Origin of the sequence: Winogradskyella aquimaris, from assembly GCF_042676105.1 — a bacterium.
GTDB lineage: Bacteria > Bacteroidota > Bacteroidia > Flavobacteriales > Flavobacteriaceae > Winogradskyella > Winogradskyella aquimaris.
Genome location: NZ_JBHTJQ010000003.1, coordinates 96,858 through 118,664 on the forward strand (window position 1 = coordinate 96,858; position 21,807 = coordinate 118,664).

General features: G+C 34.0%; 24 protein-coding genes. 6 read left to right on the forward strand and 18 right to left on the reverse strand.

What is annotated here, in order from left to right; all coding sequences use genetic code 11:
• Window positions 1-112 precede the first annotated feature (112 nt).
• A complete protein-coding gene (locus ACFQ1K_RS03295; RefSeq protein ID WP_320554982.1) occupies window positions 113-529 on the forward strand; it encodes a glyoxalase in 417 nt (138 codons plus the stop codon).
• A gap of 7 nt (window positions 530-536) precedes the next feature.
• The gene (locus ACFQ1K_RS03300) at window positions 537-983 is read left to right on the forward strand and encodes a hypothetical protein (protein ID WP_320554983.1); all 447 of its coding nucleotides are present in this window, start codon (window positions 537-539) and stop codon (window positions 981-983) included.
• Here ACFQ1K_RS03300 and ACFQ1K_RS03305 read toward each other — a convergent pair.
• The 3 genes from ACFQ1K_RS03305 to ACFQ1K_RS03315 all read right to left on the reverse strand — a co-directional run bounded on the left by ACFQ1K_RS03305 (window position 978) and on the right by ACFQ1K_RS03315 (window position 3,185).
• On the reverse strand, window positions 978-1,655 hold the full coding sequence (locus tag ACFQ1K_RS03305) for a DUF2461 domain-containing protein (RefSeq protein ID WP_320554984.1): 678 nt from the start codon (window positions 1,653-1,655) through the stop codon (window positions 978-980). The genes ACFQ1K_RS03300 and ACFQ1K_RS03305 overlap by 6 nt on opposite strands.
• A 78-nt stretch (window positions 1,656-1,733) precedes the next feature.
• A complete protein-coding gene (locus ACFQ1K_RS03310; protein WP_320554985.1) occupies window positions 1,734-2,636 on the reverse strand; it encodes a mechanosensitive ion channel family protein in 903 nt (300 codons plus the stop codon).
• Between the two features lie 45 nt (window positions 2,637-2,681).
• Window positions 2,682-3,185 (reverse strand): Dps family protein, encoded by a 504-nt coding sequence (locus ACFQ1K_RS03315; RefSeq protein ID WP_320554986.1) that lies wholly within the window; start codon window positions 3,183-3,185, stop codon window positions 2,682-2,684.
• 251 nt (window positions 3,186-3,436) lie between these two features.
• Here ACFQ1K_RS03315 and ACFQ1K_RS03320 point away from each other — a divergent pair, with 251 nt between their 5' ends.
• Both ACFQ1K_RS03320 and ACFQ1K_RS03325 read left to right on the forward strand, forming a co-directional pair.
• Entirely contained in the window at window positions 3,437-3,658 is a 222-nt protein-coding gene (locus ACFQ1K_RS03320; protein ID WP_138434016.1) for a hypothetical protein, read from the forward strand.
• 158 nt (window positions 3,659-3,816) lie between these two features.
• Window positions 3,817-4,251 carry a hypothetical protein gene (locus ACFQ1K_RS03325; RefSeq protein ID WP_320554987.1) on the forward strand — a complete coding sequence of 145 codons (435 nt, stop codon included), beginning with the start codon at window positions 3,817-3,819 and terminating at the stop codon, window positions 4,249-4,251.
• A 53-nt stretch (window positions 4,252-4,304) separates the two neighbouring features.
• Here ACFQ1K_RS03325 and truA read toward each other — a convergent pair whose 3' ends face one another.
• Window positions 4,305-5,090, reverse strand: a complete 786-nt coding sequence (gene truA, locus ACFQ1K_RS03330; RefSeq protein ID WP_320554988.1) for a tRNA pseudouridine(38-40) synthase TruA — start codon at window positions 5,088-5,090, stop codon at window positions 4,305-4,307.
• 70 nt (window positions 5,091-5,160) lie between these two features.
• Between truA and ACFQ1K_RS03335 the strand changes: the two genes are divergently transcribed.
• Entirely contained in the window at window positions 5,161-5,958 is a 798-nt protein-coding gene (locus ACFQ1K_RS03335; RefSeq protein WP_320554989.1) for a LytTR family DNA-binding domain-containing protein, read from the forward strand.
• A 95-nt stretch (window positions 5,959-6,053) separates the two neighbouring features.
• The gene (locus tag ACFQ1K_RS03340) at window positions 6,054-7,304 is read left to right on the forward strand and encodes a S41 family peptidase (RefSeq protein ID WP_320554990.1); all 1,251 of its coding nucleotides are present in this window, start codon (window positions 6,054-6,056) and stop codon (window positions 7,302-7,304) included.
• Between the two features lie 154 nt (window positions 7,305-7,458).
• Here ACFQ1K_RS03340 and ACFQ1K_RS03345 read toward each other — a convergent pair whose 3' ends face one another.
• The 14 genes from ACFQ1K_RS03345 to sucD all read right to left on the reverse strand — a co-directional run bounded on the left by ACFQ1K_RS03345 (window position 7,459) and on the right by sucD (window position 21,768).
• On the reverse strand, window positions 7,459-9,258 hold the full coding sequence (locus tag ACFQ1K_RS03345) for a zinc-dependent metalloprotease (protein ID WP_320554991.1): 1,800 nt from the start codon (window positions 9,256-9,258) through the stop codon (window positions 7,459-7,461).
• 90 nt (window positions 9,259-9,348) lie between these two features.
• The gene (gene hisIE, locus ACFQ1K_RS03350) at window positions 9,349-9,951 is read right to left on the reverse strand and encodes a bifunctional phosphoribosyl-AMP cyclohydrolase/phosphoribosyl-ATP diphosphatase HisIE (RefSeq protein WP_320554992.1); all 603 of its coding nucleotides are present in this window, start codon (window positions 9,949-9,951) and stop codon (window positions 9,349-9,351) included.
• Window positions 9,948-10,703, reverse strand: a complete 756-nt coding sequence (gene hisF, locus ACFQ1K_RS03355) for an imidazole glycerol phosphate synthase subunit HisF (RefSeq protein ID WP_320554993.1) — start codon at window positions 10,701-10,703, stop codon at window positions 9,948-9,950. The genes hisIE and hisF overlap by 4 nt, the downstream gene beginning before the upstream one ends.
• A gap of 3 nt (window positions 10,704-10,706) precedes the next feature.
• A complete protein-coding gene (gene hisA / locus ACFQ1K_RS03360) occupies window positions 10,707-11,432 on the reverse strand; it encodes a 1-(5-phosphoribosyl)-5-[(5-phosphoribosylamino)methylideneamino]imidazole-4-carboxamide isomerase (protein WP_320554994.1) in 726 nt (241 codons plus the stop codon).
• Window position 11,433: 1 nt separating this feature from the next.
• Complete coding sequence (gene hisH / locus ACFQ1K_RS03365; protein WP_320554995.1) at window positions 11,434-12,015, reverse strand: imidazole glycerol phosphate synthase subunit HisH; 582 nt, start codon at window positions 12,013-12,015, stop codon at window positions 11,434-11,436.
• A complete protein-coding gene (gene hisB / locus ACFQ1K_RS03370) occupies window positions 12,015-13,148 on the reverse strand; it encodes a bifunctional histidinol-phosphatase/imidazoleglycerol-phosphate dehydratase HisB (RefSeq protein ID WP_320554996.1) in 1,134 nt (377 codons plus the stop codon). The genes hisH and hisB overlap by 1 nt, the downstream gene beginning before the upstream one ends.
• A complete protein-coding gene (gene hisC, locus ACFQ1K_RS03375; RefSeq protein WP_320554997.1) occupies window positions 13,148-14,182 on the reverse strand; it encodes a histidinol-phosphate transaminase in 1,035 nt (344 codons plus the stop codon). The genes hisB and hisC overlap by 1 nt, the downstream gene beginning before the upstream one ends.
• The gene (hisD, locus tag ACFQ1K_RS03380) at window positions 14,179-15,465 is read right to left on the reverse strand and encodes a histidinol dehydrogenase (RefSeq protein WP_320554998.1); all 1,287 of its coding nucleotides are present in this window, start codon (window positions 15,463-15,465) and stop codon (window positions 14,179-14,181) included. Before hisD ends, hisC begins: the two co-directional genes overlap by 4 nt.
• Window positions 15,466-15,486: 21 nt before the next feature.
• Window positions 15,487-16,344: an ATP phosphoribosyltransferase gene (hisG, locus tag ACFQ1K_RS03385; RefSeq protein ID WP_320554999.1), complete on the reverse strand. Its 858-nt coding sequence runs from the start codon at window positions 16,342-16,344 to the stop codon at window positions 15,487-15,489.
• Window positions 16,345-16,579: 235 nt separating this feature from the next.
• Window positions 16,580-17,395, reverse strand: a complete 816-nt coding sequence (locus ACFQ1K_RS03390) for a prohibitin family protein (RefSeq protein WP_320555000.1) — start codon at window positions 17,393-17,395, stop codon at window positions 16,580-16,582.
• 13 nt (window positions 17,396-17,408) lie between these two features.
• Window positions 17,409-19,442: a VWA domain-containing protein gene (locus ACFQ1K_RS03395; RefSeq protein WP_320555001.1), complete on the reverse strand. Its 2,034-nt coding sequence runs from the start codon at window positions 19,440-19,442 to the stop codon at window positions 17,409-17,411.
• 5 nt (window positions 19,443-19,447) lie between these two features.
• Window positions 19,448-19,981, reverse strand: a complete 534-nt coding sequence (locus ACFQ1K_RS03400) for a hypothetical protein (protein WP_320555002.1) — start codon at window positions 19,979-19,981, stop codon at window positions 19,448-19,450.
• Between the two features lie 42 nt (window positions 19,982-20,023).
• Complete coding sequence (fabG, locus tag ACFQ1K_RS03405) at window positions 20,024-20,770, reverse strand: 3-oxoacyl-[acyl-carrier-protein] reductase (protein ID WP_320555003.1); 747 nt, start codon at window positions 20,768-20,770, stop codon at window positions 20,024-20,026.
• A 125-nt stretch (window positions 20,771-20,895) separates the two neighbouring features.
• Entirely contained in the window at window positions 20,896-21,768 is an 873-nt protein-coding gene (gene sucD / locus ACFQ1K_RS03410) for a succinate--CoA ligase subunit alpha (protein ID WP_320555004.1), read from the reverse strand.
• Window positions 21,769-21,807: the final 39 nt, after the last annotated feature.

Here is a 21,807-nt window from a genome sequence, read left to right on the forward strand (position 1 = left end):
AAATCCTGTAATCTGAAATGTTAATAACAACGTTAACAACAATATGCACCGTACTTATTATACTTGGTGTTAATAATTAATTTTAATTTCATTAATCCTAAATAACTTAACCATGACCACCCGAACAGAGCATCTCCTATCCATGAGACCTGAAGTTTTATCTGCAAAAATTTATGATTCTATGAGTTCTGATGAATTGTTTCAGAACAAAACATTACGACCCATTATAAAAATGCAGCATGATTTATTTATGGCCGTTTTTAAAAACTATATTAATAAACATAAGAATGTGTTTTATGAGCTAAGTCAGACCAAACAGCTATCTTATATTGAAAACGCCATACATAAGGATATGAAATTCAGAAACTCTATAAAAGGTATGATTATTGGCCAATTTACAGAAGAAGAATATACACTTTACATTCAGAATTCATCGGCTTTAAATAAACGTATGATGAATATTGTAAAAGAGCGTCTAATAGATAGTATACAAGTATTTACCAAGCCAGAGGTTTTGAAGGCGGTTTAGAGACCAAATGAAACTAAAGCAAGAACTTCTGGATATTTGTTTACAGGATGTAAGCAAAAGAGTTTCGAACTATAAGAACGAAATATCCTTTATAAAAGAGTCAATTGAAAGCAATGACAAAATAAGTGACGAAGAAGGTGAATCGGGTAATTCCAAATTACTCGAAGATCTAGAAAAAAATCTCAACTATCTTAATGAAGTTCATAAAATCAGGGAATATCTTAATCGTATAAATCCAAATGTTGTTTCAAATACTGTTGTTCTTGGCAGTATTGTAATTACGGACAGCATCACATTTTATATCGCAATTAGTAAGGGAAAAGTTACCGTTAACGATGAGGACTATTATATCATCTCCATACAATCCCCTATTGGACAATTAATAAAATCCCAATCCGTTGGATATCAATTTGAGTTTAATGGTAAGTCTTATAAAATTAAGAACGTATTATAGCAAGGACTCACCATTGAGATTTGTGGTGAGCACATCAGTCATATAATCAAAAAAGGGTCTAATATTTTTAAAAGCTTCATTTACATTTTCAAGAAAATCTTCTGAAAGTACTTCTTCATCCGAATAATTTTTAATAAAGATGTATTGCTTTTTGCGAATAAGGTCTATGGCTGGATGCTCTTTGTCAAAACCTTTTGGTGCTGTTTTTAATTCATCACCCACAAAATTCCCCCAAGTATTTTTAAATGATTTATCACTGAGAATGGCTCTCATTTCGCTATCATCTACTTCAAATTCCTTTCTAATCCTATACAAATCTTCCTTGTTTGGATCCCAAAAACCTGTTCCTAAAAATGATTCGTTATTAGGTTGAATGTGCAAGTAGTAACCGCCTCTTAACTCAGGCTTTTTTCTATGGAACGCACCGCCAAAATGAGTCTTATACGGTAGTTTGTTTTTTGAAAACCTTACATCTCTATATATTCTAAATATTTTAATTTTTTCAATCTGATCATGAGCACTCATTAAACTTCCCAAATGATTGTATGCTGATTTCACTTGCTTTTCAATAGTTTTAAACTCTGGCTTGTGGGTATTAAACCAATCTCTATCATTGTTGTTAGCCAATCTTTTGAGAAAATCCAAAGTCTCTTTTGGTATCGTAGTACTCATATAGTTTTTTGATTTGTCTAAAAATATAAAAAAGCCATCGTAGAGATGGCTTTATTTAAGTAATCTTAACAGAAAACATCAATTGCTTGAAAATGCCTCTTGTAAATCTGGTGATTTAACATTAAGCTTATTATTAAATTGAAGAGTTCTAATAGGGAATGGGATATTGATACCCTCTTTATCATAGGCTTTTTTAATTTCAATAATAGCTTTTGTTTTTGCTCTTAATTTTTCTAGCATACTTTCAGCATCAATCCAAAATCTGCATAAATAATTAATAGAACTGTCACCAAATTCGGTGTAATAAAACTCTACATCTTCTGGTTTTTCAACTTGATTAAAAGTATCTGCTATAACCTTTTTAGTTAACTCTTCAACTTTTTCCAAATCCGACTCATAACCAACTCCACATTCCAAGAATACTCTCATTCTAGTTGTTAAAGAATAGTTCTTTAATGGGTTTTCTAAAATGGTTTTGTTGGGTATGACAACAATATTATTATCAGCTTCTTTTAAGGTAAAATCTTTTAGATTTATATCTATAACTTCACCAGAATACCCTGTTGTTTTTACCCAATTACCAATTTGTATTTTTTTTCGGAACGATAAAATAAGACCGGCAAAAGTATTTGCTAGAGTGCCTTGTAGTGCCAGACCTATGGCCAAACCAACTACACCTGCTCCAGCTAATAATGAGGTTAGCGCCTTGCCAAGATTCATAACACCCAGTGCTATAAATAATCCAACTGTTACTACTACCACAGCTGTTACCCGAGAGATAGCATTTGTAATAGATTCCTGCTCAACTTTTTTAGAGACTAGTTTACTCACGATTTTGCTAATATATCTAGCAGCAAAATAAGATGCCGTCATGACTACAATAGCAAGAATAAAATTAGGTATGTATTCTATGAATGTATTAAACCAACCTTGTAATTTGTCTACAAGGTTGTTTAATGCAGTATTAAATTGTGTTTTCAATGTATTAAGGAAATTTAATTAAACGTTTTGGGCTCTACCCTTATTTTAAGCTTCTAAAACGGTTTCATTCAACTGTGATGTGGTTTCTTTAGTAAAAGCATCTAACATCCAACTACTTTTTTCTAATTCTCTGATGTAAGCTCCAATAAGATCTATCGTACCCTCGTCATTGGATTTTTCAGCTTTATCAACAACGTCTGCCATTTGCTTGAGTAAAATTGAATGATTCATTAAAATGGTCTGCACCATTTCCTTATCGGTTTTTTTAGAAGAGACTTCTTCAATGGAAGAGGCTTTTAAATAATCCTTTAGGTTACTCATTGGATGATATCTTAAGGTCAGGATACGTTCCGCGATTTCATCTATTTTTACTCTAGCGTCTGTATATAATTCCTCAAATTTTTCATGTAATTCAAAGAAGTTCTCTCCTAGAATATTCCAGTGAAAATTTCGTAAATTTTGATAATAAATGTGATAATCTGCAAGTAGGGTGTTTAGTTCTACAACAGTTGGTAATAATTTTTCGTCGTTCATATTTAAGTAATTCATAACTATTGTTTAAAATTTAATTATTTTGTTTTCTACTCTAATCAATATAAGGTCATTGTATCTTTTGTCAAGTGACTTAACAGGGTTTAACCGTTGAATGCGTCTTTTAACTTAAAATTTTGTTAAGTAAAATTGGATTTGTTAAAAAATTTAGAGTGTTAATATTTTTAGTTTAGAATTGTTATAGATAAACTTGTAATTTGCTATAATTTTCAGTATAATGCAGGACTTTTAAAACACACACTAATTTTATGGGTAGACCAGCAACAAGACCAACAAAGCTAAAAGATGGTTTCTATATAGAAATCAGAAACAAAGGTTCAAAATCAGGTGTTAAACTATATAGTGGCACCAAACTGCAAATGCATCGTGCAATAAAGATGTATGAACGTTCTAAAGAGGTACTTATATTAGGTGAATCTGTTAACGGAAAGTTTGTAGAAAAAGAACCTAAATTACACGTCGTTGAATAATTAAAATATACAAAAACAAGAAGGGTAAAATCATCTGATTTTACCCTTTTTTTATGTTGAAATATTTCTTTGAATAATTAATTGCGTAATTTTTTCATAACTTGTTAAGTGAATTGAGGCTCTAAGCGCCTCAAAAAACTAACTAAATCAAAATTATTATGACAACATCAGTTAACAAACCACCAATCTGGTTTTGGGTTATTAGTGTACTCGCTCTAGCATGGAATAGTACCGGTGTTCATGGTTACATTAGTCAAGCTTATAAGACATCAGCCTTCACAGATGCTTATACGGCAGATCAAATTGAAGTAATGACAAATTTACCTGCTTGGTACACTGCGCTCTTTGCAATTGCAGTTTTTGCCGGAGTTATAGGATGTTTATTCCTGTTGCTCAGAAAAAAAACCGCGAGGTTACTTCTAATCATCTCCTTTATTAGTGCAACTGCGCAAATGACTTATTTCTTGTTTATAGCTGATTTAAAGGGCATTGACTTTAGCGCCAATCAAATAATGGCTTATGTTATTATTGCATTTGCCTTGTTTTTGGTATGGTTTGCAAATTATGCAACCAAAAAGGAATGGCTTAAATAAAAATTAACCAACCAATCTGAAAAAGGAATGAGCTTTAGGGCTTGTTCCTTTTTTTATTCAAAATCTAAACGATGTAAAATTAATCCAGATGCTGGTGCGATATAATCCATTACCTCTGCAGTTTCATCGCTTAATGTTTCCTTTATGTATTCCAAGGTAACCTCTCCTCTACCCAACTTGATTAAACAGCCCATCATTAAACGGATCTGATTACGCATAAATCCTTTGCCTCTTATGACAAACACATAAGATTCTTCAGGAAAAAAATTTGCTGTATAGATGGTATTGTTGACTATTTTACAATAATCAATAGTTCTGTGGTATTCACCTTTATCAGTAGCTTTATAGCAATATGGCTTGAAATTATGAGTGCCTTCAAATAGTTCCGCCCCTTTTTTCATTAAATCTACATCCATCGGTTCTAGTATTGTAGTTAAAATTGGGGCACAAAACGGATGATTTTTTTGGCCTTGTGAAAACACATAGTGGTACTCTTTGACTTTGGAGTCTTGAATAATATTAAAATCCTTATCAACTTCCTTTATAGCTAATGCTCTTATGTCTTGAGGAAGATTCTCATTAAAAAGCTCTAAAAATTCATCAAAATCATTCAGAGGTTTATTATAAATAAACAGCTCTAGGGCTGCTTCGTTCGCAGACACCATAGCATCCGTCCTACCGGCTCCAAGTGTTTTAAATCTTGTATCACCTAAAATATATTTTAAAGTCCTATCAATCATTAAGTGAATTGTTTTTACATCAGGTTGTTTTTGCCAGCCATGAAAACGATAGCCTAAATATTGAATCTTTAATAGGTAATAATAGCGTTTATCAAACATACTAGCAAGAACGTTATTTTATTGAAATTTCCAAAAGCAATGCGTATTTTTATCACTTAAAATCCATCGTTTGAAGCAACTCTATCCTTTTGACCCTTTGTTGAGGCATCACTTTATAATAAGCTTATTATTAGCTGTTTGGATATTTATATTTTTATATTTCACAGAGCCTTTAGACGTCAATGAGTTTAATACTAATGAAAAATTAATTTTCTTACCTGGCTATGGTTTGTTGGGCGGCATTTGTTATTTGGTGTTCTTACCCTTTCAGTATTATCTCTACAAACGCACTGAAAACAAGTGGACCCTTATCAATGAAATTATTTTTCTAGTTTCCTTTGCGGTTATAAGTATAGTGGTGGCGCGATTATACTATCTCTACGTTATTATGATTGGTGAGCGAAACCCATACACTTTGGGTTATATGCTTAAAACGATTTATTTACCAGCATTAGTGACCATTTTACCTATTATCATCATTGGTCGGTTTGCCTTTGGAAAATACCATGAAAAACGTCTTGAGGACCAGAAAATTGAAATACAAGGCGAAGGGAACTACGAAGGTTTACGTTTACAATTGAATGATTTAATTTGTATTCAATCGTCGGATAACTACATAGAAGTGTATTATCTTTCTGGGCATCGACTTAAAAAGACTTTGATTAGAAATAAACTCTCTGCTATTGATAATGAATTTCCAGAATTACTTCGTACCCATCGATCCTACCTTGTAAACCCCTTTCATTTTAGACGATGGAAAACAGAGAATGGTAAGTTAATCATCTGCTTAAATTACGATATTGAAGTACCGGTTTCCAAAACCTACCAAAAAGATATCAAGGAGGCCATTCAATTCACCACAAACTAGTATCATTTCGTCCCAAGCCCTTGTTATGATTGAATTTTAAATGATTTGTTAAATAGATTTGCTTCAGAAAGTTTAATCTAAAATATTACAAAGTCATGAGAAATTTAGTTGCATTAATCACATTATTTTTAATAACAATTAGACCGTTGTGGTCTCAAATTCCAACTTGTGATTGTAAATCTGATCTAAATTTTATTGTTGAGAAATTAAAGAACACACCATCTTACAAGAAGCAAATTACAGGTGATAAATTATTTGAATTTGAGAAAACTTATAACACCATTATTTCAGAATTTAATGATTCAATAGATGTTAATACCTGTTATAAATTACTCCAAAAACAACTTAATGTTATAGACGATTTTCACATTAACCTCTATTCTAATACCACTTATTTTTCGAGTGAGGCTCTTGATGATAACGAAAAAATCGAGGAATTTTTAAAAAGTCCTGTATTTAAATCCCATCCAAAATATCATATGGATTTGGATAGTTTAAGACAATCATTATCTCGTAAACCAGCTGAATCTATTGAAGGGATTTATAAATTCGGTTCAACCTCTATTGAGGTAGGACTAATTGAAACTTCAGAAAACCAATTTGAAGGCGTCGTATTACATTCAAAACATTCACTTTGGAAACCAGGACAAGTATTAGTTTATGTGTCTAAGAATTCTTTTGACAGATATAATTTGCTTCAGTATGATATGGTTACCCGACAATTGAAAATGATTAGAAATGCTCTTTTTGAAAATGGTCGTCTAGTAAGTTTTAAGAAGAAAGGTTTTGACCATAATTTTGAGTTTAAGTTAGATAAATCCTCTAATTGGGAATTTAAACAACTAACAGAGCACGTACAATACATTTATTTTGGAAGTTTTAGCAATGCCAAGGACAACGTCAAAGCCTTTAAAGCTTTTTATTCAAAATATAAGAACAGTTTTACGGCACAACATATCATTGTAGATTTAAGAAGTAATGGTGGTGGTAATAGTAAATGGTCCGATCCGTTTCTTAAGCTCTTAAGAAAAAGTAAAGCCAAAATATATGTCATTACAAACCAATTTACCGCTAGTAATGGTGAACAGTTTACATTGAAACTAAAGGATAGGTTAAATGCCACCCACTTAGGTCAAAGCAGTCATGGTGGTATTGCATATGGCATAAACTACGGATACTCATATACTACACCTTCTGGTAAATTTACCATTTTGCCAACAGATATGAATTATCATAAATACATTGCTTACGAAGGTTATGGACTTGTACCAGATGTAACCCTCAATTTTGATAAAGATTGGATTGTGCAAACTTCGCAATTAATTGAAGATTCTCAAAATCAGTAACGTGTTTCTAATGCGCGATTAAACTTTCTACATTAGATTAGAATAACTGCCAATACATAACGCATTGGCAGTTTTTAGTTGATTTCGTACAATAAAAAAGGCCGCCAAACTTTTCCTCTTGACAGCCTTTTCAGAATTACTAACTAACTATTTATTAATCTAAAATTACTTTCTTTACTTTTAATTGGGAACGGTTTGAAACTTTTACAATATAAACACCACTACTCAACCCATTTACATTAAGTCTATGGATAGTAGAAGATGTCTCTAGCATTTTATCCCTCACGATTCTACCTTGAATATCATATAATGTTACAGTTGTCGCTTCCAATAATTCACCCTTCAATACCAATTCGTTATTGGTGTAATCTGAATAAATATTCAACTCATTAGCATCAATCTCTTCAATTGATAATGTTGCTGGTTCTACATAAATTACATAATCTTCTGACTGTCCATATTGCAATGACGTATAACATGCCGAATCTATTAAACCTACACCAAAAATATCGTCTACCTCGGTAATCAATCTGACTCTTACAAAACTACCATATGGTATGGTAGAAGGATATATTAGTGGTACAGAAACCGTAGCTCCACCAGCAATATCATCTGATAAATGTTGTAGCTCAGAATCATCGTCAAAATCACCGTCATTATTCCAATCTATCCAAACACCTAATTGATGTGAATTACCGTTCGTAATTTCGGCATTAATGGTATTAGAAACACTAGTATCTATTTCAAACAGTCCAGAACAATCAACACTATTATCAATATTACCACCATCGCCTTCTGTAGTTGAGGAATAAAATGTCGTATTATTCAATTCAACACTTACGATTCCCGAAAAATTATTTGCAGGCGGAGAATTTACAGAACATGTTGCACTTGGTGCATTAAAACCGCTAACAGGTGGTTCTTCACCTTTAGAATTATCAACAATATTTGTTCCTGTCATTACTCCCCTAGCTCTTGCCTTTTGATTCTCTGTAAGCCGATCTGTGCAGAAATAATAACTCATTACGTTATTAACTGTATTATTGTCTGTCCATGGATTACCAGTACATGTATTATTAGAAGGACATGTACTAGTTTCTCTTTGGTGAGGAACAGTATCCGCACAACCGTCACTATCTAAACCTACAGTTGTATCTGCAGGGCAAGCATCCGAAACTCCATCGTTATTTGTGTCATCTCCTTGAAATGTATGGTACAAATGAAAGTAATGACCAACTTCATGAACAACAGTACTATTATCCCCATTTGAATTTAAACCCCAGCCATTTGTGTTTCCAGGATCATATCCAAAAACAGAAGACATCATAACTGAGCCATGTGTACTAGAAAATTCGTTGTAGAAATAGGCATAACCTTGAAAACCAAATCCACCATCATTACCATCCAACTCTGTTACAATCCAAATATTAAAGTATTCGGTCTGTGGCCAACTGATTAAAGAAGCAATATCATTGTAATTGGCACCATTAGAATTAAGAACATTAACACCAAACTCCGAATAGCCAGGTAAACCTGAAGCATCTATTCTATTGATACCATTTGTTGAGGTACAATTAGGATCTCTTTGAGCCAATGTAAACTCTATTTCAAAATCTACAGCGCTATTTGGAGTAAGCCCTCTATAAAAATCATTAAGATGATCTATACTACTTTGAATTTGAGCATCAGAGATATTGGAACCTGTACCAACAGCTTCCCCAAGATGTAATACGTGAACTACAACTGGAATCGTGTAAATACTGCCGTTTCTGTTAAAATTATTTTCAGATATATAATTCTGAATTTTTTGCTCTGCTAATTGCTCTTGCTGAACATAACTAGGATCTTGTAATAATAATTCCCTTTGCTTGTCAAAGGCACATTGTTGTGCATTTAGTGAATAACTTAATAAAGCAAAAATTACAATTACAACTTTAATTGTAAAGTTTTTCATTCGATTTGGTTAAGATTTGGGGTAGCAATATAAACATTTTTACAAAAAAATAACACTTTATCGAATAAAAATACGTTTTATCGATATAAGCTAGCTCTTATGTCTATTTTCTAAAACTGTCATGACGTCCTGAAGTTGAAATCCTTTAGCCTTAAGCAACATCATATAATGAAACATTAAATCGGCACTTTCGTTCAAGAACAATTCATCGTTATTGTCCTTGGCTTCAATCACAACCTCTACGGCCTCCTCTCCTACTTTTTGGGCTATTTTATTAATCCCTTTTTCAAACAACGAGGCTACATAGGATTTGTTTGAATCGGCATTCTCAACTCTAGAGCTTATAATTTGTTCCAAATGGCTTAAAAAGCCATAGGATTGCACATTGTCTTCATCCCAACAGGTGTCTGTTCCTTTATGGCAAGTAGGTCCCTTCGGATTTACGGAAATCAGCAGTGTATCATTATCACAATCGAGTTTAATGTCTACAAGCTTTAAAACATTACCGCTTTCTTCACCTTTGGTCCATAGTCTATTCTTAGTTCTGCTAAAAAACGTTACCAAGCCGGTTTCTTTTGTTTTTTCAAAAGCTTCGGCATTCATATAGCCTAGCATTAGTACGTTCTTTGTTTTTGCATCTTGAATAATGGCAGGAACTAATCCGTCTTTATTTTTATTGAAATCTATAGTCATAATCTTACCGGTATGCCTTTTTCATTTAATTCTTTTTTTAACTCTAAAATAGGTATCTCGCCAAAATGAAAAACACTAGCTGCTAAAGCTGCATCTGCTTTTCCCTGTGTAAACGAATCGACAAAATGTTGAATGCTTCCCGCACCACCTGAAGCAATTATAGGAATATTCACAAGTTCTGAAAGTTTCGCCAAAGCGTCATTCGCGTAACCAGCTTTGGTACCATCATGATTCATCGAGGTAAACAAAATTTCACCAGCACCACGCACTTCCACTTCTTTTGCCCATTCGAATAGTTTTAAATCTGTTGGAATAGAACCGCCTGCCAAATGTACAAACCATTCACCTTCAATTTCTTTGGCATCAATAGCAACAACCACACACTGACTTCCAAATTTTTCGGATAACTCATTTATGAGCTCAGGTCGTTTAACGGCTGATGAATTAATAGACACTTTATCGGCACCACAATGCAATAAGTCATCTACATCCTCTACTGAAGAAATACCACCACCAACAGTAAAAGGAATATTGACCTGCTCTGCTACTTTTAATACCATGTCATGCAAGGTTCTACGTTTCTCTTGGGTAGCTGATATATCTAAAAATACCAGTTCGTCTGCTCCTAATTCTGCATACTGCTTCGCCAAGACAACAGGATCGCCAGCATCTCTTAAATCTACGAAGTTTACCCCTTTTACAGTGCGGCCATCTTTAATATCCAAACAAGGTACAATTCTTTTTGTTAGCATCTATTATTGATTTAAGATGAAGTGTTCGAGTTGCTTAAGCGTAATTTTATTTTCGTAAATGGCCTTGCCAATGATAACACCTTCACAACCCAATTCGGCTAATTGTGGTAGTTCATCATATTTTGAGATACCACCAGAAGCGATTAGTTTAATACCACTAACCTCTTGCAATATTCTTTCATACAAATCAAATGATGGCCCTTGAAGCATTCCGTCTTTTGAAATATCAGTACAAATCACATAGCTAATACCCTTACCTCGATAATTTTTTATAAAAGGAACTACTTCTAAATCACTTTCTTCGTACCAACCTGAAACTGCTATTTTCTCGTTTTTACAATCGGCACCAAGAATAATTTTATCTGAACCATAAGTACGAATCCAACTTTCAAACAAGTCTGGTTTTTTAACAGCTACACTTCCACCAGTAATCTGACTCGCACCAGATTCAAAAGCAATTCTTATATCCTCATCCGATTTTAACCCACCACCAAAATCTATTTTGAGCTGGGTAGAATTAGCTATGGCTTCCAAAACTTTATAATTTATAATATGACTGGCCTTGGCACCATCTAAATCTACAACATGTAAATGTTGAATTCCAGCATCTTCAAACGCTTTGGCCACTTGAACAGGATTTTCGTTATATACTTTTTTGGTATCATAATTACCTTTGGTCAGCCTAACACATTGACCATTAATAATATCTATAGCTGGGATAATTCTCATTTTAAATGTTTAAGAAGTTTTTTAAAATTTGTTCACCTTTTTTACCACTTTTTTCCGGGTGAAATTGAACGCCAAAAAAATTTTCATGTTCTAGAGCTGAAGCATAATCTAACTCGTAGTGTGTATTCGCAATTTTCTCATTACAATCTTCTGCGTAGTAACTGTGGACCAAATACATAAAATCACCAGGGTCAATGCCTTTAAACAGATTAGATTTAAGCTGCGTTATGGTATTCCATCCCATTTGGGGAACTTTAACCTGATCTGTAAATCGTTTGACGTTAGTTTGAAAAATTCCAAGCCCCTTAGTATTTCCTTCCTCAGTATGTTTGCACATCAGTTGCATACCTAAACAAATGCCTAGCACGGGTTGTTTTAATTGAGGAATCAGTTCATCTAAGCCACTTTCTCTTAATTTGTACATAGCAGAACTAGCCTCTCCTACACCAGGAAAAATGACTTTATCGGCCTTTAACAAGTCCTCTGCATCTGATGTTAATTTGGCCTCGTAACCCAAACGCTGAAATGCAAATTGAATACTTTTTATATTTCCTGCACCGTAGTTGACAATTCTTAAATTCATTACAGTGTACCTTTGGTTGATGGTAAAATCATTTTATTCACATCGCGTTTTACGGCCATTTTTATGGCTTTTGCAAAGGCCTTGAATATAGCCTCAATCTTATGATGTTCATTGGTGCCTTCTGCTTTTATATTGAGATTACATTTTGCACCATCCGAAAAGGATTTAAAAAAGTGGTAAAACATTTCAGTGGGCATCTTCCCTATCATTTCACGTTTAAAATCTGCTTCCCAAACCAACCAATTTCTACCACCAAAATCTATAGCCACTTGAGCTAAACAATCGTCCATAGGCAGACAAAAACCATAACGTTCTATGCCTAATTTATCACCTAGAGTTTTGGCAAAAACCTCGCCAAGGGCAATGGCCGTGTCTTCAATGGTATGATGTTCGTCCACTTCCAAATCACCATCGACTTTAATGTTTAAGTCCATCTGACCGTGACGTGCAATTTGGTTTAGCATATGATCAAAAAAGGCAAGGCCAGTACTTATGTTACTCTGCCCTGTTCCATCCAGGTTTAGGGCGATTTTAATTTTGGTTTCGTTGGTATTGCGCTCTATCTGCCCTATGCGTTCAGTTGCTTTTAGAAATTCGTAAATGTTCTCCCAATTATTAGTTTCTAAAGCAATATAGTCTTGCAATTCAGCATGACTTATAGTCACTTCATTGATACCAAGATTAGTGTTGTCATTTATAAATATTCCTTTAGCTCCTAGGTTTTTAGCTAATTCAATATCTGTTAGACGATCACCTATCACAAAGGAATTTGCTAAATCATAATCATTAGAAAAATATTTAGTTAGTAATCCCGTATTTGGTTTTCGCGTGGGGGCATTATCTTTGGCAAAGGTTCTGTCGATTAATACCTCATTAAAGGCAACCCCTTCTTGCTCAAAAGTTTGCATAACAAAATTATGAATAGGCCAGAACTTGTCTTCCGGATGCACTTCAGTACCCAATCCGTCCTGATTTGTGACCATGACGAGTTCAAAATGTAATTCTTGAGCAATTTTGCTCAAATACTGAAATACTTTTGGGTAAAACTCTAATTTCTCGAAAGCATCAACCTGCTCATCTGCTGGTTCTTTTATTAAGGTACCATCTCTATCTATAAATAAAACGGGTTTCATTACAATTTGTTTAGGGTGTCTATTAATCTTGTATTCTCTTCTAAAGTTCCAACTGTAAAGCGTAAGCAATTTTTGCATAAAGGCTGGGAAGTTCTATTTCGCACTACAATACCCTTTTCTATAAGCTGATTGTAGCGCAAATTTGCATCATCCACTTTTACCAAAATAAAGTTGGCATCAGTTGGATAAACCTCTTTAACGAATTTCATATCTTTTAAAGCATGCTTTAATTTCTCACGCTGCTCTAAAATATGGTTTACTTGTACATTTACTTCACTGATTTTATGTAATCGTTCTAGAGCTTTTTGCTGTGACAATTCATTTATGTTATACGGAGGTTTAATTTTATTTAAAACAGAAATGATAAATTCTGAAGCGTAACAAATCCCTAATCTTATACCGGCCATGCCATAGGCCTTTGATAAGGTTTGAGTGACTACAAGATTAGGAAAATCCTCTAACCTCTGAAGCCAACTATTTTCAGTTGAAAAATCGATATAAGCCTCATCAATAACAACAATGCCATTAAAGCTGCTTAATAAGTGTTCAATTTTAGTAGCTTCAAAACTATTTGCAGTTGGGTTATTTGGTGAACAAATAAACAATAATTTTGAGTTTTCATTTTGTATTTTTATTATTGACTCTACATCTAGCTGATAGTTTTTTGTTAGATAAACTTCTTTTGTTTGTACAGCATTCAAGGCCGCCAAAACAGAGTACATGCCATAAGTTGGTGGCAAAATGACCACATTATCTTCATTGGGCTCACAAAACGCTCTAAATAGAAGATCTAGTACTTCATCACTGCCGTTTCCGAGTAAAATTTTGGATTCTGGCACACCCTTTAACTCCGAAAGCCTTTTCTTAAGCTGTAGTTGCTGTGGATCTGGGTAACGATTTACCGTTGAAGGAAAAGGATTTTCGTTGGCGTCTAAAAAAACCATATCGCCAGAAACCTCTTTATACTCATCTCGTGCAGAGGAATAAGGCTTAATGTTTTTAATATTTTCTCTCAGTAAATTTTCTACAATCATTTCCCTAAGCTTTTTAATCTTAACGTTACAGCATTTTTATGGGCTTGAAGACCTTCGGCTTCAGCCATTGATTCAATTGCAGGTCCAATAGCTTGTAACCCATCCTCTGATATTTTCTGAAACGTTATACTCTTTAAAAAACTATCCAAATTTACACCAGAATAGGCCCTACTAAATCCGTTTGTTGGTAATGTATGATTGGTTCCCGAAGCGTAATCTCCTGCACTTTCTGGCGTGTAGTTTCCTATAAAAACAGAACCCGCATTGCTTAAACCTTTTATATAATAATCTTCGTCCTTACTGCAAATAATAAGGTGTTCTGGTGCATAACTATTTACAAATTCCAATGCCTGCTCTTTAGTTTCTAAGTAAACACACTTAGAATGTGATATGGCTTGTTTTGCTATTTCTTGTCGAGGCAATTCTTGTATTTGAGATTCAAGTGCATTAACCGTATTCTCGATAAGTGTTTGACTTGTAGAGACCAAAATGACCTGACTATCCGTACCATGCTCAGCCTGGCTCAACAAATCTGAGGCCACAAATGTAGGATTTGCTGTATTATCTGCTAAAACTAGTAGTTCACTTGGTCCTGCAGGCATATCTATAGCAACACCATATTTTGTAGCCAATTGCTTGGCTACAGTTACAAATTGGTTGCCTGGACCAAAGATCTTATAGACTTGAGGAATTGTTTCAGTACCAAAAGTTAAGCCAGCAATAGCCTGAATACCACCAACCTTTACAACCTTAGTTATACCACAAAGTTTAGCTACATATAATATTTCATTTGCGATTTTTCCTTCTTTGTTTGGTGGAGAGCAAAGAACAATATCATTACAACCTGCAATTTTAGCTGGTATAGCTAACATTAAAACGGAAGAGAATAATGGTGCCGTACCTCCAGGAATATAAAGCCCTACTTTTTCAATAGGTCTTTTTTCTTGCCAACAAAGAACACCTTTTGACGTTACCTGCTCCACTGTTGGCGTTATTTGTGCTTTATGAAAACTTTCAATATTCTCTTTAGCAATTTGAATCGCAGCTTTCAGTTCCGACGAGACTTGTTGTGAAGCCTCTTCAAACTCTAATCCTGAAACGACATGGCTAACTAAAGCTGCACTATCAAACTTGAGTGTGTATTTTTTAACAGCTTCATCCCCATGACTTTGCACATCTTCAAAAATTTGACTTACAACATCCTCAATGTCTGAAATTGATTGTGTTGGACGCTTTAAAAGCACTTCCCATTCTTTTTTATCAGGTTGATTATAAATTTTCATCTTAAAATTTTCATAGCAATTTTATAATACCATATTCTCTATTGGACACACTAAAATCCCCTCTGCTCCATTGGCTTTTAGCTCGTCAATAACATTCCAAAAATCATTTTTATTAATTACAGAGTGTAGAGATGACCAACCTTCTTTAGCCAAAGGCAGGATTGTTGGCGAATTCATTCCAGGTAAAATTTCAGTGATGGCTTCCAATTTATCATTGGGCGCATTTAACAGCACATATTTATTTTGTCGACCACGTAAAACGGATTGCAACCTAAATCTTAACTTATCTAGAATATCCCGATTTTCAGTGCTAATTTTAGGTGATATTGTTAAAACCGCTTCTGATTTAAGTAAGGTTTGAATTTCTTTTAAACCATTTTTAAATAAGGTACTGCCACTAGAAACAATATCACAAATTGCATCTGCCAAACCAATATTAGGTGCAATTTCTACAGAACCGTTAATTATATGTAATTTGGCATTGACGCCGTTCAATTCTAAAAAATGATTAACTGTATTTGGATACGACGTGGCTATACGTAGACCTTCTAAATCTTTGATAGAGGTTGCTTTACCAGACTTGGGTACAGCCAATGACACCTTGCATTTTGAAAACCCTAATCGCTCTACTACGTTGAGATCACTGGCCTTTTCGAACAGGAGGTTTTCGCCAATTATAGCAGCATCTACAACACCATCTTTTAAGTACTGTGGAATATCTCCATTTCGTAGATAAAACACTTCTAGCGGAAAGTTTCTAGCAGATGCTTTAAGTTGGTCTTTTCCGTTATCTATGGAAATTCCTACTTCTTTTAAAATTTTCATGGAATCGTCGTGCAAACGACCCGACTTTTGAACAGCAATTTTAAGTTTACCCATTTTATATCTTGTTTTATTTGAGCAAATCTTGGTTTTTTTAAAATTAGAAATAAAAAACCGCTTGATTTACTCAAACGGTTTTAAAAATATTTTGATTTTATTCAACACATCTTTAGCTCGCTTGAGTGCAAGTAAATAAATGGTGATGATGTGATTGAATAAAATTCATTTCCTTTTTCTAACTGAACAAAGTTTCAAAAAATAAAATTAGAAATCCAAGTCTTTAACATAATTTTTATTGGTTCCCTAAAATGATAGGCATACCAGACTCTCCTGAACCGATAATTACCACCTTACTATTAGGAGATTCCGCTAATTTATTTGTCGCCTCAATACCTTTATCCTGTAATATTTTATCAGTTAATGAAGCACTTAAAATCTTATTAGCATCGGCTTTACCCTGAGCTTCTATGCGCTGGCGCTCTGCTTCCTTTTGAGCGGTAACTAACCTAAACTCATACTCCAATGATTCTTGCTCTTGTTTAAGTTTGCGCTCAATGGCCTCTTTGATTGTTGGCGGTAGTGTCACATCTCTCACTAGGATTTCATCTAAAACAATGTATTGGTCATCTACAATCTTCTTTGTTTCTTCAAAAATTTCCTTTTGAATAGCATCTCGTTTACTAGAATACAATTGCTCTGGTGTATATCGTCCTACCACACTTCGTGCTGCTGAACGAATTGTAGGCAGAATAATTCTATTCAAATAATTATCCCCAATCTCTTGATGAAGTTTACCTAGGTTTTTTTCATCTGGTTTATACCACGCAGAAGCATCTAATTGTATATCTAGTCCGTTAGAAGATAACACTTTCATTTTTTCAAAAATTTCTTGACGTCTTACTTCATAGATATAAACCTTATTCCAAGGAGCAACAATATGAAATCCTTCTCCCAAAGGTGGTTCATCAGTAACTACACCACCTCCAAATGTTTTATATAATACACCGGCTTCACCAGAACCGATTGTTACAGCAGATTTCGCAATGATTATTATAGTTAATACGATTCCTACAATTATAGGTAATCCAATTTTTGGTAATTTTTCCATTTTCAGTAATATTTTAAATTAATCCGTTATATTTTCGTAAAAACCACTCGGCAAATAAGCTAAGGGCGATTAGACCAAGCAGATATTTCCAGTCTATCAAAGGTACAATATTTTTAGTGCTTTTTTGAATAGTTGCGTACCTGTTATCATTTAATAAATCAGATATAAGTGCATTAGGTTCCGAGAAGTAATATGTACTGCCACCACTATTTCTCGCTAGGGTTTGAAGTTTGTCAATATCCGCATTTAAGAATTGCTGCTCTACTTTGAATTCTAAAATTTCAAAACTACCAGATGCTGCAACTGCTTCTGTATTGTGCTTAACCGTAAAATCATAAGCACCTGACGCCATTCCGCTAAGGTCAACATTATAATTACTTTTACTTAAGAGCAGAGGTAATTCAATTACACTATCATCCGACTTGTTTTTAATAACAATAGTTAATGTGGCTGTATCATCAAACTCAAAACTCTTATTGAAATATTGTGCAGAAATAATAACATCATCATTACCATTATAAAAGGATTTATAATCTAATTCCAAGCGACTACGTTTTTTGTTGGAACTAAGGTACTGCACAAGCTTTCCTATGAAATTATCAAAGTCATCAAAACTTTCAGAATTTAAATATGATTGCGCTCGCCAACGCCAAATTCCTTCACCGGATAATAAAGCATGTTTAGAGTTCTCAACGTCATAGGTTGAAAGCATGGGTTGACCTGTGTCAATTCCATTTACGGTTTTAGATAAAATCACACTATTGGGAACTGAAAACTCGATAGATCCAAACTCAGACTGTAAAGGTGGATAATCGTAAAAGTCTAAATTATCGATGCTAAATATATTATAGTTTCTATTTAATGTAGGTTGAAAGTCCTCTATCTGATTAGTTATGGTTTGTTTAAAGAAGGATTGAATGTTATTCAAAAAGGCAAAGTCTGTTATTTTACCAGTAATTATAAATGTATTTAGATTTTGTTGAACAATTTCTTGCATGATAGTATTAAACCTATTATTTGGCTGATACAATATAACTAATTGAAAATCATTTAATCGACTTAAATACTCACTTGGTTTTAATATTGTAGCAGATCGTTGTTCATTACTTTCAATAGCTTTTTTTAATGTTCCTAAATCTGGATGAAGTATATCCGAAACTATGGCTATATTAGTTTTCTGGTCTATAACTTCAACACCAAAATTTTTAGAATTATTTACCGTATTCTTTTCAAGGTCTAAAGGTGTTAATTCAACACTGTAGGTTTTCACGCCAACTGCATTGGCGAGTAAGGTTGTTGTAATGATTTCAGATTTTTTAGTAGCATCAAACTTTAATGGTTTACTGTACACTACAGAGTTACCTGATAAAATTTTTAATTCTGTAGTTATGGCAGCAGCACCATTATAATTGGCTATAATTTCAACCGGAAATCTATTCTTTAAAAATGCATAGCGATTAACATTAAGCTGTTTTATGCTTAAATCTGTATAAACTGTCGTGTCACCCAAAATCAATGGGTATATTGGCTGTTTTACTGAGCTGGAAATAAAACTATAATCTGAACCATAGGTTTGATTTCCATCACTAAGTAATATAATTGGTGCTATTTGTTTGTTATACACTTCTCCTAACTGCTTAAGCGTTTCAGAAATATTGGATTGCTGTTCTGAAAAACTTAAAGAATCTAGAGGTTTTAGAGACTTCCCAAAACTGTAGGATTTGATATTAAATCGTTTCTGAATATCAGAATTTGTAGTGATTGTTGTTAAAACATTATTTAAATTTTGGTCTTGCTCTAAATAGGTGACTGATTCTGAATCATCTACTGCTATTACAAGTGTTGGCTTTTCGGTATAGAAAGTCTTAGTTTCAAATTTTGGATTAATGAGCAACAGAAGAATACCAAACAATGATAAGGTTCTCAAAACAGACAAAACAAACCTGAGCTTTCCTTTTATACTTGACTTATACACATATTGAAACAGCGCTAGAAAAAGCGCTGTTATAAATGCTAATGTGATATAAATCAAGGTGTACTCTGTCAAAGTTCTTATTGTTTTACATTAATTATATCAAATGAATCTAGAAAATAGTTAAGATTTTTTGTATTTACCTTACCCTCTTCTGCTATTACTTGGTTGACATACATAACATTATCTACTAAGTAAGCATTCATGAACAATTCCATACCTGGTGCATTAATCTTTATTTTTCTTCCAGGATATCCATTTAGATTGATGTTTTCATCAGACTCTAATGTACCCTGTACATTATTGACGGCACCATTTACAGCACCATCTAGAATCGATTTTATTTTTTCATCAGTCATATCTGTAAATTGTTCTTTCGGATAATCACTACGAACCACAGCGTAATATGCGTTATCACCAGTCTGTGATGATCCATATCCAACCAGGTGCATATCAAGTTCGCCAACAGCAGTTTGTATTTGCTGCACCGTTCTTTGTGGTTTACCTGGAAATTCTGTTATAAATGCAAGGTCTTCTGATTTATACTTTTCCCAATCTTGGGCTGTCAATAATACCGTGAATAGAACAAAAGCAGAGGTAATAAATAATTTCATTTGATAATAATTTGAATTTGAATAGTCATTTTATTTGATAGACTATGTTAACATGCCTCCGTCTACGTTCAATGTTTGACCGGTAACATAAGCACTCATGTCACTGGCTAAAAATACACAAGCATTAGCTATATCTTCTGGTGTACCACCTCGTTTTAATGGTATTGCAGCTCGCCATCCTTTGACCGTTTCCTCATCAAGCTTCGCTGTCATTTCGGTTTCAATAAAACCGGGAGCGATCACATTACTTCTAATGTTTCGAGATCCCAATTCCAAAGCAACAGATTTTGAGAACCCTATAATTCCCGCCTTAGATGCCGCATAATTGGTTTGTCCGGCATTACCTTTCACACCAACAACCGAACTCATATTAATAATTGAGCCTTTTCGTTGTTTTAACATGGTGCGTTGTACAGCTTTGGTCATATTAAACACAGATTTCAAATTCACTTCAATGACTTTGTCAAAGTCTTCCTCTCCCATTCGCATAAGAAGATTGTCCTTAGTAATTCCTGCATTATTAACTAATATGTCTATAGAACCAAACTCTTTTAAAACATCGTCTGCTAGTTTTTGTGCTTCTTCGAAACTAGCAGCATTACTTTGATATCCTTTAGCTTTTACTCCTTTATCGTTAAGTTCTTTTTCAAGTTCATTTGCAGCTTCAACAGAAGAACTGTAAGTGAATGCCACATTTGCTCCATGATCAGCGAAAATTTCAGCAATCCCTTTACCAATACCTCTACTAGCACCAGTAATAATTGCTGTTTTACCTTCTAATAATTTCATTTTTTATAGTTGATTAGTTACGTTTACGTTGTTTGATGTTCATCAAATATAATAATTACAAATTGCATCAAATAAAAAAACCTCACAACATTTTGTAAGGTTTTTAACAGTTTATGAGAAGAGGATTAGCCTAAAACTTCAGCTACTTTCTTCCCTATTTCAGCAGGAGAATCAACAACGTGAATTCCACATGCTCTCATAATTTTTTTCTTAGCTTGAGCTGTATCGTCACTACCACCTACAATCGCACCAGCATGACCCATTGTACGACCAGCAGGTGCAGTTTCACCAGCAATAAAACCTACAATTGGCTTTTTACTTCCACTTTGTTTATACCAGTTAGCAGCATCAGCTTCTAATTGACCCCCTATTTCACCGATCATAACTACAGCTTCAGTTTCTGGATCATTAATCAACAATTCTACAGCTTCCTTGGTTGTAGTACCAATGATTGGGTCACCACCGATACCAATAGCAGTTGTTATTCCTAAGCCTTGTTTTACAACTTGGTCTGCAGCCTCATAGGTTAGGGTTCCTGATTTAGAAACAATACCAACCTTTCCTGATTTGAAAACAAAACCTGGCATAATACCTACTTTTGCTTCACCAGGTGTGATAACACCAGGACAGTTAGGACCAACTAATCTACAGTCTTTATCTTTTATATAATCTGCAGCTTTTATCATATCAGCTACAGGAATTCCTTCAGTTATGGTAATAATCACTTTTATTCCGGCGTCAGCAGCCTCCATAATAGCATCTGCAGCAAATGCAGGTGGAACAAAAATAATGGTTGTATCTGCACCTACTTTTTCTACAGCTTCAGCAACCGTGTTAAACACAGGTTTTCCTAAGTGTTCTTGACCACCTTTTCCAGGTGTTACACCACCTACCACATTTGTGCCATATTCGATCATTTGACCGGCATGAAACGTACCTTCACTACCTGTAAAACCTTGAACAATGATGTTAGAATTTTTATTTACTAAAACGCTCATTTGATATTGTAAATTTTAATTTTTATGAATTTTGTTGTG